The sequence below is a fragment of the Streptomyces sp. NPDC033177 genome (assembly GCF_055577715.1).
Genome location: NZ_JBVIPS010000005.1, coordinates 395215 through 407953 on the forward strand (window position 1 = coordinate 395215; position 12739 = coordinate 407953).

Here is a 12739-nt window from a genome sequence, read left to right on the forward strand (position 1 = left end):
CAGGGCGCCTCACAAGCTTCGAGCGGCTGCGCCGGACTCCGTCCGCCGGTGTCAGCGTCGGCTCAGCCCAGCGGGTCCGGAGCCGTCGTAACCCCGGACTCCGTCCGCCGGTGTCAGCGTCGGCTCAGCCCAGCGGGTCCGGAGCCGTCGTAACCCCGTACTCCGCCAACTTGGCCTTGCCGCAGTCGGGGGAGGTCAGGACGAGCGGGCCCTCTTCCGTGAGAGCGATCGTGTGCTCCCAGTGCGAGGACCAGGTGCCGTCCGTCGTGATGACCGTCCAGTCGTCCTCCAGGACCTCCGTGCGGGGGGTGCCGAGGGAGACCATGGGCTCGATGGCCAGGCAGAGGCCGGGGACCAGCTTGGGGCCCTTGCCGCGGCGGCGCTCGACGTAGTTCAGGACGTGCGGGTCCATGTGCATCTCGGTGCCGATGCCGTGGCCGCCGTAGTCCTCGACGATGCCGTACTTGCCGCCGCCGGGCTTCGGCTGGCGGCGGATGTACGTCTCGACCGCGCGGGAGATGTCGACGAGCCGGTTGCCCTGCTTCATGGCGGCCAGACCCGCCCACATCGACTCCTCGGTCACCCGGGAGAGCTCGATCAGCTCCGGGGAGTGACCGGTGCCCACGAACGCGGTGTAGGCGGCGTCACCGTGCCAGCCCTCGATGATCGCGCCCGCGTCGATGGAGATGATGTCGCCGTCCTTCAGGACGGTCTTGTCGTCCGGGATGCCGTGGACGACGACCTCGTTGACCGAGGTGCAGATCGTCGCGGGGAAGCCGCCGTACCCAAGGAAGTTGGACTTCGCGCCGTGCTCGGCGATCACCTTGCGGGCGACGTCGTCCAGGTCCTTCGTGGTGGCACCCGGCACCGCCGCCTCACGCGTCGCGGCGTGGATGGCGGCGACCACAAGGCCCGCCTCACGCATCTTCGCGATCTGCTCGGGGGTCTTGATCTGCACCATGGGGCTTCCGCTCTCCGTCATCCGTCCAACAACCGGCTACGTACACGAACCGACTACGTACACAACACTACGGCCGCGGTCCCCCGAGGGGCACCGCGGCCGAGACAGCGTACTGGCTACTTGTCGCCCTTGAGGGCGTCCATCGCGCGCTTGGTGACCTCGTCCACCTTGCCGAGCGCGGAGATCGTGACCACCAGGCCCTGGGCCTTGTAGTGGTCGATGATCGGCTCGGTCTCGCGGTGGTACACGTCGAGACGCTTGCGGACGGTCTCTTCCTGGTCGTCACCGCGCTGGTAGAGCTCGCCGCCGCAGACGTCACAGACGCCCTCGGTCTTCGGCTTGCTGTACGTCACGTGGAAAACGTGGCTGGAATCGTTCCGGCAGATGCGGCGGCCGGCGATGCGCTTGACCACCTCGTCCTCGGGGACCTCGAGGTCGAGCACCGCGTCGAGCTTCTGGCCGTCAGTCTTGAGCGACTCGTCCAGGGCCTCGGCCTGCGACACGTTCCGCGGGAAGCCGTCGAGCAGGAAGCCGTTCGCGGCGTCCGACTGCGTCATGCGGTCGTGCGCCATCCCGATGGTGACCTCGTCGGGCACGAGGTTGCCGGCGTCCATGAACGCCTTCGCCTGCTTGCCCAGCTCCGTGCCCTGGCTGATGTTGGCGCGGAAGAGGTCGCCCGTGGAGATGTGCGGGATCGACAGGTTCTTGGCGAGGAACGCGGCCTGCGTTCCCTTGCCCGCACCGGGCGGCCCGACGAGGACGATTCGCATCAGCGGAGGAACCCTTCGTAATTGCGCTGCTGGAGCTGGCTCTCGATCTGCTTCACGGTCTCCAGACCCACACCCACGATGATCAGGATGCTTGTCCCGCCGAACGGGAAGTTCTGGTTCGCGCCGAAGCCCACCAACGCCATCGTCGGTACAAGAGCGATCAGACCCAGATACAGCGAGCCCGGCCACGTGATCCGGTTGAGTACGTAGCTCAGGTACTCAGCGGTCGGACGGCCAGCCCGGATGCCCGGGATGAAGCCACCATACTTCTTCATGTTGTCCGCGACTTCCTCGGGGTTGAACGAGATAGCCACGTAGAAGAAGGCGAAGAACACGATCAACAAGAAGTACGTCGCGATGTAAATCGGGTGGTCGCCCTTGGTCAGGTTCGCCTCGATCCACTGCTTCCACCCGGAGTTGCCACCCGCGAACTGGGCGACGAGAGCGGGGATATAGAGCAGCGAAGAGGCGAAGATCACAGGGATGATGCCCGCCTGATTGACCTTCAGCGGAATGTACGTCGACGTGCCGCCGTAGGACCGGCGACCGATCATGCGTTTCGCGTACTGAACCGGAATGCGGCGCTGAGCCTGCTCCACGAAGACGACCAGACCGACCATGACGAGACCCACCGCGATCACGGTGCCGAACTCGATCCAGCCGCCCGCCAGGGAGCCCTGCTTCTTGATGGCCCACAGGGCGCTCGGGAAGGTCGCGGCGATCGAGATGAACATCAGGATCGACATGCCGTTGCCGATGCCGCGGTCGGTGATGAGCTCACCGAGCCACATGACGCAGGCCGTACCCGCGGTCATCGTGATGACCATGGTGACGGTCACGAAGATCGACTGGTCCGGCACGATCTCGGTGGCTACTGGACAGCCGGAGAACAGCGAGCCCGTGCGTGCGGTCGCCACGAGGCCGGTGCCCTGGAGGATCGCGAGCGCGACGGTGAGATAACGCGTGTACTGCGTGATCTTCGCCGTGCCGGCCTGGCCCTCCTTCTTCAGGGCCTCGAGCCGCGGGATCACCACGGTCAGCAACTGCAGGATGATGCTCGCCGTGATGTACGGCATGATGCCGAGCGCGAAGATCGTGATCTGCAGCAGCGCCCCGCCACTCATCATGTTGACCAGACCGAACAACCCCTGGTTGGCGTTGGCCTGGTCCATACATACCTGGACGTTCTTATAGCTGACGCCCGGGATCGGAATGTGTGTTCCGAGCCGGTAGATCACGATGATGCCGAGAGTGAAGAGCAGCTTCTTGCGCAGGTCGGGCGTCTTGAACGCCCGGGCGAACGCGGTGAGCACGGTGCCTCCTGCGACCCCCGCGCGCGTGCGTCAGAGGTAGTGGTCTGAGGATCGACGAATACGTATCAGTCAGAAAAACCGCACGGGCAGACCGCACGGAGCTTAGACAGTGCACGCCACCTTACCGGCGACCGTGCCCCCCTTGGAACGACCAACCGGGGATGCCCCTTTTGTGGGGCATCCCCGGCTGGGAATCGCTCAAGTCATCGAGTGGCCTGAAGAATTCAGACGAGCTCGGTGACAGTACCGCCGGCGGCGGTGATCTTCTCCTTGGCGGAGCCGGAGACGGCGTCAACCGTCACCTGCAGCGCCACGGTGACCTCACCCTGGCCGAGGACCTTGACGAGGCTGTTCTTGCGAACCGCACCCTTGGCCACGAGGGCCTCGACGGTGACCTCGCCACCCTCGGGGAACAGCGCGCTCAGCTTGTCGAGGTTCACGACCTGGAACTCGGTCTTGAACGGGTTCTTGAAGCCCTTGAGCTTCGGGAGACGCATGTGGAGGGGCATCTGGCCACCCTCGAAGCGCTCCGGAACCTGGTAACGGGCCTTGGTGCCCTTGGTACCACGACCAGCGGTCTTACCCTTGGACGCCTCACCACGACCCACACGGGTCTTGGCGGTCTTGGCGCCCGGGGCGGGCCGGAGGTTGTGGACCTTCAGCGGGTTCTGCTCCGCCATGTCAGTCGACCTCCTCAACCGTCACGAGGTGGCGGACGGTGTTAGCCATTCCGCGGAACTCGGGGCGGTCTTCCTTGACGACCACGTCGTTCAGGCGCTTGAGCCCGAGCGAACGCAGCGTGTCGCGGTGGTTCTGCTTGCTGCCGATGTACGACTTCGTCTGCGTGATCTTGAGACGGGCCATTACGCACCCGCTCCCGCACGTGCACGAAGCAGAGCCGCGGGGGCGACGTCCTCGAGGGGCAGACCACGGCGAGCCGCGATCTCCTCGGGACGCTGCAGGCCCTTGAGGGCCGCCACGGTCGCATGCACGATGTTGATCGCGTTCGACGAGCCGAGCGACTTCGACAGGATGTCGTGAACGCCGGCGCACTCGAGCACAGCACGCACCGGGCCACCGGCGATAACACCGGTACCGGGGGAAGCAGGCTTGAGCAGGACGACGCCCGCGGCCTTCTCGCCCGTGATCGGGTGCGGGATGGTGCCCTGGATACGCGGAACCTTGAAGAAGTTCTTCTTGGCCTCTTCAACGCCCTTGGCGATGGCCGCGGGAACTTCCTTGGCCTTGCCGTATCCGACACCTACGGTGCCGTCACCGTCGCCCACCACGACCAGCGCGGTGAAGCTGAAGCGGCGACCACCCTTGACAACCTTGGCGACACGGTTGATCGCGACAACGCGCTCAACGTATGCGGTCTTCTCGGCGGCGGCGCCACCGTCGCGACCCTTCCGGTCCCGCCGCTCGCCGCCACCGGCACCGCTTCCGCGGCGCTGGGGTCCAGCCATTGGAATTACCTCTCTCTGTTACGTCCGCTAGCTCCGGAACCGGGGCTTAGAACTTCAGCCCGGCTTCGCGGGCGGCGTCCGCCAGAGCGGCAATGCGCCCGGCGTACTTGTTGCCACCGCGGTCGAACACGACGGTCTCGACACCCGCGGCCTTGGCACGCTCGGCGACGAGCGCGCCGACCTGCTTGGCCTGCGCCGACTTGTCGGCCTCGCCACCGCGGATCGTCGTGTCCAGGGTCGACGCCGACGCAAGGGTGTGACCCTTGAGGTCGTCGATGACCTGAGCAACGATGTTGCGGTTCGAGCGAGTCACGACGAGGCGCGGACGCTCCGCCGTACCCGACACGTGCTTGCGGATGCGGATGTGGCGGCGGGCCTTGGCGGCACGCTTGTAAGCGTCGCCCTTGGCGATCTTCACACCGTATGCCATGGCTTACTTACCTGCCTTTCCGACCTTGCGCCGGATGACTTCGCCCTCGTACTTGACGCCCTTGGCCTTGTACGGGTCGGGCTTGCGGAGCTTGCGGATGTTGGCCGCAACCTCGCCGACCTTCTGCTTGTCGATGCCCTCGACCGAAAGCTTGGTCGCGGACTCCACCTTGAAGGTGATGCCCTCGGGGGCCTCGACCAGGATCGGGTGGCTGTAACCCAGCGAGAACTCCAGGTTGGAGCCCTTCGCGAGGACGCGGTAACCGACACCGCTGATCTCGAGCTTCTTCACGTAACCCGTGGTCACGCCGGTGATCATGTTCGCCACCAGCGTGCGGGACAGGCCGTGCAGGGCCTTGTTCTGACGCTCGTCGTTCGGGCGGGTGACGTTCAGAACGCCGTCCTCACCCTTAGCGATGTCGATCGGCGCGACAACGGTGTGGGAAAGGGAGCCCTTGGGACCCTTAACCGAGACCGTCCGGCCGTCGATGGTGACGTCCACGCCGGCGGGAACCGTGATGGGGAGCTTGCCAATACGCGACATTAGCTATTCCTCCGTTCCCGACTACCAGACGTAGGCGAGGACTTCCCCACCTACGCCCTTCTTGCCTGCCTGCTGGCCGGTGAGCAGACCGTGCGACGTGGAGATGATCGCCACGCCCAGGCCGCCGAGCACCTTCGGCAGGTTGGTGGACTTCGCGTAAACCCGGAGACCGGGCTTGGAGATCCGCTTGATGCCCGCAATGGAGCGCTCACGGTTCGGGCCGAACTTCAGCTCGAGAACGAGGTTCTTGCCGACCTCGGCGTCCTCGGTCTTCCAGCCCGTGATGAAGCCCTCCTGCTGGAGGATCTCCGCGATGTGAGACTTGATCTTGCTGTGCGGCATCGCCACGGAGTCGTGGTACGCCGAGTTCGCGTTACGCAGACGAGTCAGCATGTCCGCGATCGGATCAGTCATGGTCATGAATTGGCCTTCGGCCTCTCTCGCCGTGGTTTCCTATCTGCGCCATCCCTCTCCCCACTCAGAGGCGGGACGGGTGCGGCGCGGGGACCTACGGCGTAGTAAGTCGGTCAGGGCGGCAGGCGCCCAACCCTCCTAGCCTAAGCCATGGAGAGGTGGGCCACCTACCGACCAGATACTTACCGAGAGCCTCTGTTAATTCCCAAGTCCCGTAGGACAGGGGGAATTACCAGGAGCTCTTGGTCACGCCCGGCAGCTCGCCACGGTGAGCCATCTCACGAAGGCAGACGCGGCACAGGCCGAACTTGCGGTACACGGAGTGCGGACGGCCGCAGCGCTGGCAGCGGGTGTAGCCGCGCACACCGAACTTGGGCTTACGAGCAGCCTTGGCAATAAGTGCCTTCTTCGCCATCTCGCTTACGCCTCCTTGAAGGGGAAGCCGAGGTGACGGAGAAGGGCACGGCCTTCGGCGTCGTTGGTCGCCGTGGTGACCACGGTGATGTCCATACCCCGGACGCGGTCGATCTTGTCCTGGTCGATCTCGTGGAACATGACCTGCTCCGTGAGACCGAAGGTGTAGTTGCCACGGCCGTCGAACTGCTTGGGGGACAGACCACGGAAGTCGCGGATGCGCGGAAGCGCGAGCGACAGGGTGCGGTCCAGGAACTCCCACATGCGGTCGCCACGGAGCGTGACGTGGCAGCCGATCGGCTGACCCTCGCGCAGCTTGAACTGCGCGATGGACTTCCGGGCCTTCGTGATGGCCGGCTTCTGACCCGTGATGGTGGTCAGGTCACGGACGGCACCGTCCATGAGCTTCGAGTCACGGGCGGCGTCGCCGACACCCATGTTGACCACGATCTTGACGAGGCCGGGCGTCTGCATGACGTTCTCGTACGAGAACTCTTCCTGCAGCTTGCCCGCGATCTCCTCGCGGTACTTCGTCTTCAGACGCGGGCTGGTGGTGGTCGTCATCAGATGTCCTCACCCGTCCGCTTGGCAACGCGGATCTTGTTGCCGTCATCGTCGAAGCGGAAACCGACACGCGTGACAACCTTGTTGCCGTCCTTCTCCACGACCAGCTGGACGTTGGAGACGTGGACAGGGGCTTCGGTGGTCACGATGCCGCCGGCCTGCGAACCGCTGGCGGTCGGGCCGGCCTTCGTGTGCTTCTTGACCCGGTTGACACCCTCGACCAGGACGCGCTCGTCGCGCGGGTAAGCGGCAATGACCTTGCCCTGCTTGCCCTTGTCCTTACCGGTGATGACCTGAACCAGGTCGCCCTTCTTGATCTTCATGCTTACAGCACCTCCGGCGCGAGCGAGATGATCTTCATGAACTTCTTCTCGCGCAGCTCACGGCCCACCGGGCCGAAGATACGGGTGCCGCGAGGGTCGCCGTCGTTCTTCAGAATGACGGCGGCGTTCTCGTCGAAGCGGATGTACGAGCCGTCGGGACGGCGGCGCTCCTTGACGGTGCGAACGATGACCGCCTTGACGACGTCACCCTTCTTCACGTTGCCACCGGGGATCGCGTCCTTGACGGTGGCGACGATGACGTCACCGATACCCGCGTAGCGGCGACCCGAGCCACCGAGAACACGGATGGTGAGAATTTCCTTCGCACCCGTGTTGTCGGCGATCCGAAGTCGCGACTCCTGCTGGATCACGTCTATCTCCTGTTTGTCTGCCGGTTCCCGGCGGGGGCGAATCCCTTACGGGAGCCGGCCCCCACCGAGCCTGGCGGAACTGATCCGAGGGGAAATCCCCTCGGAAATTACTTGGCCTTCTCGAGGATCTCGACGATGCGCCAGCGCTTGGTCGCCGACAGCGGACGCGTCTCCATCAGGAGGACGCGGTCGCCGACGCCGGCAGCGTTCTGCTCGTCGTGCGCCTTGAGCTTGTTCGTACGGCGGATGACCTTGCCGTACAGGGCGTGCTTCACACGGTCCTCGACAGCGACGACGACGGTCTTGTCCATCTTGTCGCTGACGACCAGACCCTCACGGGTCTTGCGGAAACCGCGGTCGCTCTTGGTCTCAGTCACGTTGCTCTCGCTCATCAGGCGCTCTCCACCGTCTCGATGCCCAGCTCGCGCTCACGCATCAGGGTGTAGATCCGCGCGATGTCCTTACGGACGGCCTTCAGCCGACCGTGGTTCTCGAGCTGACCGGTCGCCGCCTGGAAGCGGAGGTTGAACAGCTCTTCCTTGGCCTCGCGGAGCTTGTTGAGAAGCTCCTCGTTGCCCAGTTCGCGCAGCTCGGACGCCTTGGTACCGGCCGACATCACGACTCACCTGCCTCGCGCCGAACAATCCGGCACTTCATCGGAAGCTTGTGAGCAGCGCGGGTAAGCGCCTCACGCGCAGTCTTCTCATTCGGGTAGGACAGCTCGAACATCACCCGTCCGGGCTTGACGTTCGCGACCCACCACTCGGGGGAACCCTTACCGGAACCCATGCGGGTCTCGGCGGGCTTCTTCGTCAGCGGGCGGTCCGGGTAGATGTTGATCCAGACCTTGCCGCCACGCTTGATGTGGCGGGTCATCGCGATACGAGCCGCCTCGATCTGGCGGTTGGTCACGTACGCCGGAGTGAGGGCCTGAATGCCGTACTCGCCGAACGCAACCTGCGTACCACCCTTTGACATACCGCTGCGCTTGGGGTGGTGCTGCTTGCGGTGCTTGACCCTACGAGGGATCAGCATGTCGGTCAGGCCTCCGTTCCGGTGCTCTCAGCCGGAGCGGCAGCTGCGGCGGGAGCGTCGGCCTTGGGGGCCTCGGCAGCCGGCGCGGACTGCTGCTGCGGCTTGCGGCCGCGGCCGCCACGCTCGCCACCACGGCCACCACGGGCCGGGCGGTCGTTGCCGCCACCACGGGCCGGGCGGTTACCCGCACGGGCCGCGGCGTTCTCGGCGCGGACCTCGGCGATGTTCTTGACGTCGCCCTTGTAGATCCAGACCTTCACGCCGATACGGCCGAAGGTCGTCTTGGCCTCGAAGAAGCCGTAGTCGACGTTCGCACGGAGGGTGTGCAGGGGCACGCGGCCCTCGCGGTAGAACTCCGAGCGAGACATCTCGGCGCCGCCGAGACGGCCGCCACACTGGATCTTGATGCCCTTGGCGCCGGCCTTCATCGTCGACTGCATGCTCTTGCGCATGGCGCGACGGAAGGAGACGCGGGAGGACAGCTGCTCCGCAACGGCCTGCGCGACCAGCTGAGCGTCGACCTCGGGGTTCTTGACCTCGAGGATGTTCAGCTGAACCTGCTTGCCCGTGAGCTTCTCGAGGTCACCGCGGATGCGGTCGGCCTCGGCGCCACGGCGGCCGATGACGATGCCGGGACGCGCGGTGTGGATGTCCACCCGCACGCGGTCACGGGTGCGCTCGATCTCAACCTTCGAGATGCCGGCGCGCTCCATGCCGGACGTCATCATCCGACGGATGGCGACGTCTTCCTTGACGTAGTCCTTGTACAGCTTGTCGGCGTACCAACGCGACTTGAAGTCGGTGGTAATGCCGAGCCGGAACCCGTGCGGGTTTACCTTCTGGCCCATTACCGGGTTCCTTCCTTGCTGCTGACGACCACGGTGATGTGGCTGGTCCGCTTACGGATCCGGTAGGCACGGCCCTGGGCACGCGGACGGAACCGCTTCAGGGTCGGGCCCTCATCCACGTACGCCTCGCTGATGACCAGCGAAGAGGCGTCACTGTGGTCGTAGTTGTGTGCAGCGTTGGCGATGGCGCTGTCAAGCACCTTGCCAACCGGCACGCTCGCGGCCTGCGGGGCGAAACGCAGGACCGCCTGAGCCTCCGTGGCATCCATGCCACGGATGAGGTCCACCACTCGGCGGGCCTTCATGGGCGTGACGCGGATGTACCGCGCCTGGGCCCTGGCTTCCATGGTTGTCCCTTCGGTGTAAGTCATAGTCGTTCCACCCCGCGCTAGCGGCGCTTCGACTTCCGGTCGTCCTTGACGTGGCCGCGGAAGGTGCGAGTCGGCGAGAACTCGCCGAGCTTGTGGCCGACCATCGCCTCGGTGACGAACACCGGGATGTGGGTCTTGCCGTTGTGCACCGCGATCGTGTGGCCCAGCATGGCCGGGACGATCATCGAGCGACGGGACCAGGTCTTGATGACGTTCTTGGAACCTGCTTCGTTCTGGACATCCACCTTCTTGATGAGGTGTCCGTCGACGAAGGGTCCCTTCTTGAGACTGCGCGGCATCTAAACCCGCTCCTAGCGCTTCTTGTTCGTCTTGCGGCGGCGGACGATGTACTTGTTGCTCGCCTTCTTCGGCGAACGAGTACGACCCTCCTTCTGACCCCACGGCGAGACCGGGTGGCGACCACCGGAAGTCTTGCCTTCACCACCACCGTGCGGGTGGTCGACCGGGTTCATCGCCACACCGCGAACGGTCGGGCGAACGCCAAGCCAGCGCTTACGGCCGGCCTTGCCCCAGTTGATGTTCGACTGCTCGGCGTTGCCGACCTCGCCAATCGTGGCGCGGCAGCGGACGTCGACCAGACGGATCTCACCGGACGGCATACGAAGGTGGGCCATGGAGCCCTCCTTCGCCAGCAGCTGCACGGAGGCACCCGCGGAACGGGCGAACTTCGCGCCGCCGCCGGGCCGCAGCTCGATGGCGTGGATGGTCGTACCGACCGGGATGTTGCGGAGGGCCAGGTTGTTGCCCGGCTTGATGTCCGCGCCCGGTCCGTTCTCGACCCGGTCACCCTGCGACAGGTTGCGGGGGGCCAGGATGTAGCGCTTCTCGCCGTCCGCGTAGTGCAGGAGCGCGATGCGCGCGGTGCGGTTCGGGTCGTACTCGATGTGCGCGACCTTCGCCGGCACGCCGTCCTTGTCGTGACGACGGAAGTCGATCACTCGGTAGGCGCGCTTGTGTCCGCCACCCTGGTGGCGAACGGTCACACGACCGGCGTTGTTACGGCCGCCCTTGCTGTGCAGCGGGCGGACCAGCGACTTCTCCGGCGTGGACCGCGTTACCTCGACGAAGTCGGCGACGCTGGAGCCACGACGGCCCGGCGTAGTCGGCTTGTACTTGCGGATTCCCATTTCTCAGTCCTCGTCCGATATTCGGACCAGGGCGCTCCGTTAGGAGGCCTGGCCGAAGATGTCGATACGGTCGCCCTCAGCAAGGGTTACGATCGCGCGCTTGGTGTCAGCGCGCTTACCGAACCCCGTGCGGGTGCGCTTGCGCTTGCCCTGGCGGTTGATCGTGTTGACCCCAGTGACCTTGACCGAGAAGACCGCCTCGACGGCCTGCTTGATCTGGGTCTTGTTGGCGCCGGGCGCGACGACGAAGGTGTACTTGCCCTCGTCGAGAAGCGCGTAGCTCTTCTCAGAGACGACCGGCTTGACGAGGACGTCACGGGGGTCCGTGAAGCTCTTGCTCAGCGGCGTCTCAACGGTGTTCTTGCCCTCGGTGGCGTGGCGCTTCGCCTTGGCGAGGCGCGCGGCCTTGGCGGCCTTGGCCGCCTTGGGGGCGATGCTCGGGTGACGCGTAGCCATCAGGCTTCGCTCCCTTCGGTCTCAGCGGCCTGGGGGCCAGACACGAAGGACTCGAAAGCAGCCTTGGTGAAGACCACGTCGTCCGAGACGAGCACGTCGTACGTGTTCAGCTGGCCCGGCTCCAGGATGTGCACCTGGGGCAGGTTGCGGGCGGAGAGCAGCGAAGTCTCGTCCGCACGGTCGATGACCAGGAGCACGTTCTTGCGCTCGCTGACCTTGCCGAGCAGCGTCTTCGCGGCCTTCGTGGAGATGTCGCCCTCGACCACGTTGGTGACAACGTGGATACGAGCGTTGCGGGCCCGGTCGGTGAGGGCGTGGCGCAGGGCCGCGGCCTTCATCTTCTTCGGGGTCCGCTGCGAGTAGTCACGCGGCTGCGGGCCGTGGACGACGCCACCGCCGGCGAACTGCGGCGCACGGGTCGAACCCTGGCGCGCGCGGCCGGTGCCCTTCTGGCGGTACGGCTTCTTGCCACCACCGCGGACTTCACCGCGGCGCTTGGTCTTGTGCGTGCCCTGACGGGCAGCGGCCAGCTGGGCGACAACGACCTGGTGGAGAAGCGGGATGCTGATCTTCTCTACGTCGAAGATCTCCGAGGGGAGGTCTACGGTCCCGGCCTTGTCGCCTGCCGGCGAAAGGATGTCAATGGTGCTCATCGGTTCCTCAAGCCCCCTTGGCCGCGGTACGGACCAGGACGAGGCCGCCGTTCGGACCGGGAACTGCGCCCTTGATGAGGAGCAGGCCCTTCTCCGCGTCAACGGCGTGAACGGTCAGGTTCTGGGTGGTGACCCGCTCGTTGCCCATACGGCCCGCCATGCGGAGGCCCTTGAACACACGGCCCGGGGTGGCACAGCCACCGATGGAACCGGGAGAGCGGTGCTTGCGCTGGGTGCCGTGACCGGCGCCGAGTCCCTTGAAGTTGTGACGCTTCATGACACCGGCGAAGCCCTTGCCCTTGCTCTTGCCCGTGACGTCAACCTTGACGCCGGACTCGAACACCTCGGCAGTCACCTCCTGGCCCAGCGTGTACTCGCTGGCACCGGGGGTGCGGATCTCCACCAGGTGGCGGCGGGGGGTCACGTCGGCCTTGGCGAAGTGACCCTTGAGGGGCTTGTTCACCTTGCGAGGGTCGATCTCGCCGAAGGCGATCTGGACCGACTCGTAGCCGTCGGAGTCATTCGTACGGACCTGGGTAACGACGCAGGGCCCGGCCTTGACGACGGTGACCGGGACGACACGGTTGTTCTCGTCCCAGACCTGGGTCATGCCGAGCTTCTCGCCCAGGACGCCCTTGATCTGCTTAGTCATCTGTCCG

Annotated in this window: 23 protein-coding genes; all 23 read right to left on the reverse strand. The window is 65.5% G+C overall.

The genetic code is table 11. From position 1 onward, the window contains the following. Window positions 1-124: 124 nt before the first annotated feature. Window positions 125-961, reverse strand: coding sequence for a type I methionyl aminopeptidase (gene map / locus ACZ5U5_RS19835; RefSeq protein ID WP_453451894.1), 837 nt, complete (start codon window positions 959-961; stop codon window positions 125-127). A 116-nt stretch (window positions 962-1077) separates the two neighbouring features. Beyond that, complete coding sequence (locus ACZ5U5_RS19840) at window positions 1078-1731, reverse strand: adenylate kinase (protein WP_469023244.1); 654 nt, start codon at window positions 1729-1731, stop codon at window positions 1078-1080. Beyond that, entirely contained in the window at window positions 1731-3044 is a 1314-nt protein-coding gene (gene secY / locus ACZ5U5_RS19845) for a preprotein translocase subunit SecY (RefSeq protein WP_469023246.1), read from the reverse strand. Before secY ends, ACZ5U5_RS19840 begins: the two co-directional genes overlap by 1 nt. Window positions 3045-3268: 224 nt before the next feature. Beyond that, window positions 3269-3724: a 50S ribosomal protein L15 gene (rplO, locus tag ACZ5U5_RS19850; protein ID WP_098244248.1), complete on the reverse strand. Its 456-nt coding sequence runs from the start codon at window positions 3722-3724 to the stop codon at window positions 3269-3271. A 1-nt stretch (window position 3725) separates the two neighbouring features. Continuing rightward, a complete protein-coding gene (gene rpmD / locus ACZ5U5_RS19855) occupies window positions 3726-3908 on the reverse strand; it encodes a 50S ribosomal protein L30 (RefSeq protein WP_041985698.1) in 183 nt (60 codons plus the stop codon). Next, window positions 3908-4510 carry a 30S ribosomal protein S5 gene (rpsE, locus tag ACZ5U5_RS19860; protein WP_160506669.1) on the reverse strand — a complete coding sequence of 201 codons (603 nt, stop codon included), beginning with the start codon at window positions 4508-4510 and terminating at the stop codon, window positions 3908-3910. The genes rpmD and rpsE overlap by 1 nt, the downstream gene beginning before the upstream one ends. 46 nt (window positions 4511-4556) lie before the next feature. Then, window positions 4557-4940 carry a 50S ribosomal protein L18 gene (gene rplR, locus ACZ5U5_RS19865; RefSeq protein ID WP_469023249.1) on the reverse strand — a complete coding sequence of 128 codons (384 nt, stop codon included), beginning with the start codon at window positions 4938-4940 and terminating at the stop codon, window positions 4557-4559. A gap of 3 nt (window positions 4941-4943) precedes the next feature. Next, entirely contained in the window at window positions 4944-5483 is a 540-nt protein-coding gene (rplF, locus tag ACZ5U5_RS19870) for a 50S ribosomal protein L6 (RefSeq protein WP_160506667.1), read from the reverse strand. 21 nt (window positions 5484-5504) lie between these two features. Beyond that, window positions 5505-5903, reverse strand: a complete 399-nt coding sequence (gene rpsH / locus ACZ5U5_RS19875; RefSeq protein WP_160506666.1) for a 30S ribosomal protein S8 — start codon at window positions 5901-5903, stop codon at window positions 5505-5507. 223 nt (window positions 5904-6126) lie between these two features. Continuing rightward, a complete protein-coding gene (locus ACZ5U5_RS19880) occupies window positions 6127-6312 on the reverse strand; it encodes a type Z 30S ribosomal protein S14 (RefSeq protein ID WP_003948630.1) in 186 nt (61 codons plus the stop codon). Window positions 6313-6317: 5 nt separating this feature from the next. After that, on the reverse strand, window positions 6318-6875 hold the full coding sequence (rplE, locus tag ACZ5U5_RS19885) for a 50S ribosomal protein L5 (RefSeq protein ID WP_344522014.1): 558 nt from the start codon (window positions 6873-6875) through the stop codon (window positions 6318-6320). After that, window positions 6875-7198, reverse strand: a complete 324-nt coding sequence (gene rplX, locus ACZ5U5_RS19890) for a 50S ribosomal protein L24 (RefSeq protein WP_160506664.1) — start codon at window positions 7196-7198, stop codon at window positions 6875-6877. Before rplX ends, rplE begins: the two co-directional genes overlap by 1 nt. A 2-nt stretch (window positions 7199-7200) precedes the next feature. Next, entirely contained in the window at window positions 7201-7569 is a 369-nt protein-coding gene (gene rplN / locus ACZ5U5_RS19895) for a 50S ribosomal protein L14 (RefSeq protein ID WP_073768975.1), read from the reverse strand. Between the two features lie 107 nt (window positions 7570-7676). After that, the gene (gene rpsQ, locus ACZ5U5_RS19900) at window positions 7677-7961 is read right to left on the reverse strand and encodes a 30S ribosomal protein S17 (protein ID WP_361837218.1); all 285 of its coding nucleotides are present in this window, start codon (window positions 7959-7961) and stop codon (window positions 7677-7679) included. Continuing rightward, window positions 7961-8185, reverse strand: coding sequence for a 50S ribosomal protein L29 (gene rpmC / locus ACZ5U5_RS19905; protein WP_010036720.1), 225 nt, complete (start codon window positions 8183-8185; stop codon window positions 7961-7963). The genes rpsQ and rpmC overlap by 1 nt, the downstream gene beginning before the upstream one ends. Next, complete coding sequence (gene rplP / locus ACZ5U5_RS19910) at window positions 8185-8604, reverse strand: 50S ribosomal protein L16 (protein ID WP_135332557.1); 420 nt, start codon at window positions 8602-8604, stop codon at window positions 8185-8187. The genes rpmC and rplP overlap by 1 nt, the downstream gene beginning before the upstream one ends. A gap of 5 nt (window positions 8605-8609) precedes the next feature. After that, a complete protein-coding gene (gene rpsC, locus ACZ5U5_RS19915; RefSeq protein ID WP_160506663.1) occupies window positions 8610-9452 on the reverse strand; it encodes a 30S ribosomal protein S3 in 843 nt (280 codons plus the stop codon). Next, window positions 9452-9799, reverse strand: coding sequence for a 50S ribosomal protein L22 (rplV, locus tag ACZ5U5_RS19920; protein ID WP_016645177.1), 348 nt, complete (start codon window positions 9797-9799; stop codon window positions 9452-9454). Before rplV ends, rpsC begins: the two co-directional genes overlap by 1 nt. A gap of 41 nt (window positions 9800-9840) precedes the next feature. Continuing rightward, complete coding sequence (gene rpsS, locus ACZ5U5_RS19925; protein ID WP_160506662.1) at window positions 9841-10122, reverse strand: 30S ribosomal protein S19; 282 nt, start codon at window positions 10120-10122, stop codon at window positions 9841-9843. Between the two features lie 12 nt (window positions 10123-10134). Then, complete coding sequence (rplB, locus tag ACZ5U5_RS19930; protein WP_160506661.1) at window positions 10135-10971, reverse strand: 50S ribosomal protein L2; 837 nt, start codon at window positions 10969-10971, stop codon at window positions 10135-10137. Between the two features lie 39 nt (window positions 10972-11010). Next, window positions 11011-11427: a 50S ribosomal protein L23 gene (gene rplW / locus ACZ5U5_RS19935; protein ID WP_190084419.1), complete on the reverse strand. Its 417-nt coding sequence runs from the start codon at window positions 11425-11427 to the stop codon at window positions 11011-11013. Further along, window positions 11427-12080 carry a 50S ribosomal protein L4 gene (rplD, locus tag ACZ5U5_RS19940; protein ID WP_469023258.1) on the reverse strand — a complete coding sequence of 218 codons (654 nt, stop codon included), beginning with the start codon at window positions 12078-12080 and terminating at the stop codon, window positions 11427-11429. The genes rplW and rplD overlap by 1 nt, the downstream gene beginning before the upstream one ends. Window positions 12081-12087: 7 nt before the next feature. After that, window positions 12088-12732 (reverse strand): 50S ribosomal protein L3, encoded by a 645-nt coding sequence (rplC, locus tag ACZ5U5_RS19945; protein ID WP_363212685.1) that lies wholly within the window; start codon window positions 12730-12732, stop codon window positions 12088-12090. Between the last annotated feature and the right edge of the window lie 7 nt (window positions 12733-12739).

Excerpts from the sequence above, each read along its gene's own strand:
- rpsC (WP_160506663.1), bottom strand. The coding sequence starts at position 9,452 with ATGGGCCAGAAGGTAAACCCGCACGGGTTCCGGCTCGGCATTACCACC.
- rplX (WP_160506664.1), bottom strand. The coding sequence starts at position 7,198 with ATGAAGATCAAGAAGGGCGACCTGGTTCAGGTCATCACCGGTAAGGAC.
- rplR (WP_469023249.1), bottom strand. The coding sequence starts at position 4,940 with ATGGCATACGGTGTGAAGATCGCCAAGGGCGACGCTTACAAGCGTGCC.
- rplC (WP_363212685.1), bottom strand. The coding sequence starts at position 12,732 with ATGACTAAGCAGATCAAGGGCGTCCTGGGCGAGAAGCTCGGCATGACC.
- rpsE (WP_160506669.1), bottom strand. The coding sequence starts at position 4,510 with ATGGCTGGACCCCAGCGCCGCGGAAGCGGTGCCGGTGGCGGCGAGCGG.
- rplB (WP_160506661.1), bottom strand. The coding sequence starts at position 10,971 with ATGGGAATCCGCAAGTACAAGCCGACTACGCCGGGCCGTCGTGGCTCC.
- rplW (WP_190084419.1), bottom strand. The coding sequence starts at position 11,427 with ATGGCTACGCGTCACCCGAGCATCGCCCCCAAGGCGGCCAAGGCCGCC.
- rpsQ (WP_361837218.1), bottom strand. The coding sequence starts at position 7,961 with ATGAGCGAGAGCAACGTGACTGAGACCAAGAGCGACCGCGGTTTCCGC.
- rplD (WP_469023258.1), bottom strand. The coding sequence starts at position 12,080 with ATGAGCACCATTGACATCCTTTCGCCGGCAGGCGACAAGGCCGGGACC.
- rplP (WP_135332557.1), bottom strand. The coding sequence starts at position 8,604 with ATGCTGATCCCTCGTAGGGTCAAGCACCGCAAGCAGCACCACCCCAAG.
- map (WP_453451894.1), bottom strand. The coding sequence starts at position 961 with ATGGTGCAGATCAAGACCCCCGAGCAGATCGCGAAGATGCGTGAGGCG.
- rplV (WP_016645177.1), bottom strand. The coding sequence starts at position 9,799 with ATGGAAGCCAGGGCCCAGGCGCGGTACATCCGCGTCACGCCCATGAAG.
- rplO (WP_098244248.1), bottom strand. The coding sequence starts at position 3,724 with ATGGCGGAGCAGAACCCGCTGAAGGTCCACAACCTCCGGCCCGCCCCG.
- rpmC (WP_010036720.1), bottom strand. The coding sequence starts at position 8,185 with ATGTCGGCCGGTACCAAGGCGTCCGAGCTGCGCGAACTGGGCAACGAG.
- rpmD (WP_041985698.1), bottom strand. The coding sequence starts at position 3,908 with ATGGCCCGTCTCAAGATCACGCAGACGAAGTCGTACATCGGCAGCAAG.
- rplF (WP_160506667.1), bottom strand. The coding sequence starts at position 5,483 with ATGTCGCGTATTGGCAAGCTCCCCATCACGGTTCCCGCCGGCGTGGAC.
- ACZ5U5_RS19840 (WP_469023244.1), bottom strand. The coding sequence starts at position 1,731 with ATGCGAATCGTCCTCGTCGGGCCGCCCGGTGCGGGCAAGGGAACGCAG.
- rpsH (WP_160506666.1), bottom strand. The coding sequence starts at position 5,903 with ATGACCATGACTGATCCGATCGCGGACATGCTGACTCGTCTGCGTAAC.
- rpsS (WP_160506662.1), bottom strand. The coding sequence starts at position 10,122 with ATGCCGCGCAGTCTCAAGAAGGGACCCTTCGTCGACGGACACCTCATC.
- ACZ5U5_RS19880 (WP_003948630.1), bottom strand. The coding sequence starts at position 6,312 with ATGGCGAAGAAGGCACTTATTGCCAAGGCTGCTCGTAAGCCCAAGTTC.
- rplE (WP_344522014.1), bottom strand. The coding sequence starts at position 6,875 with ATGACGACCACCACCAGCCCGCGTCTGAAGACGAAGTACCGCGAGGAG.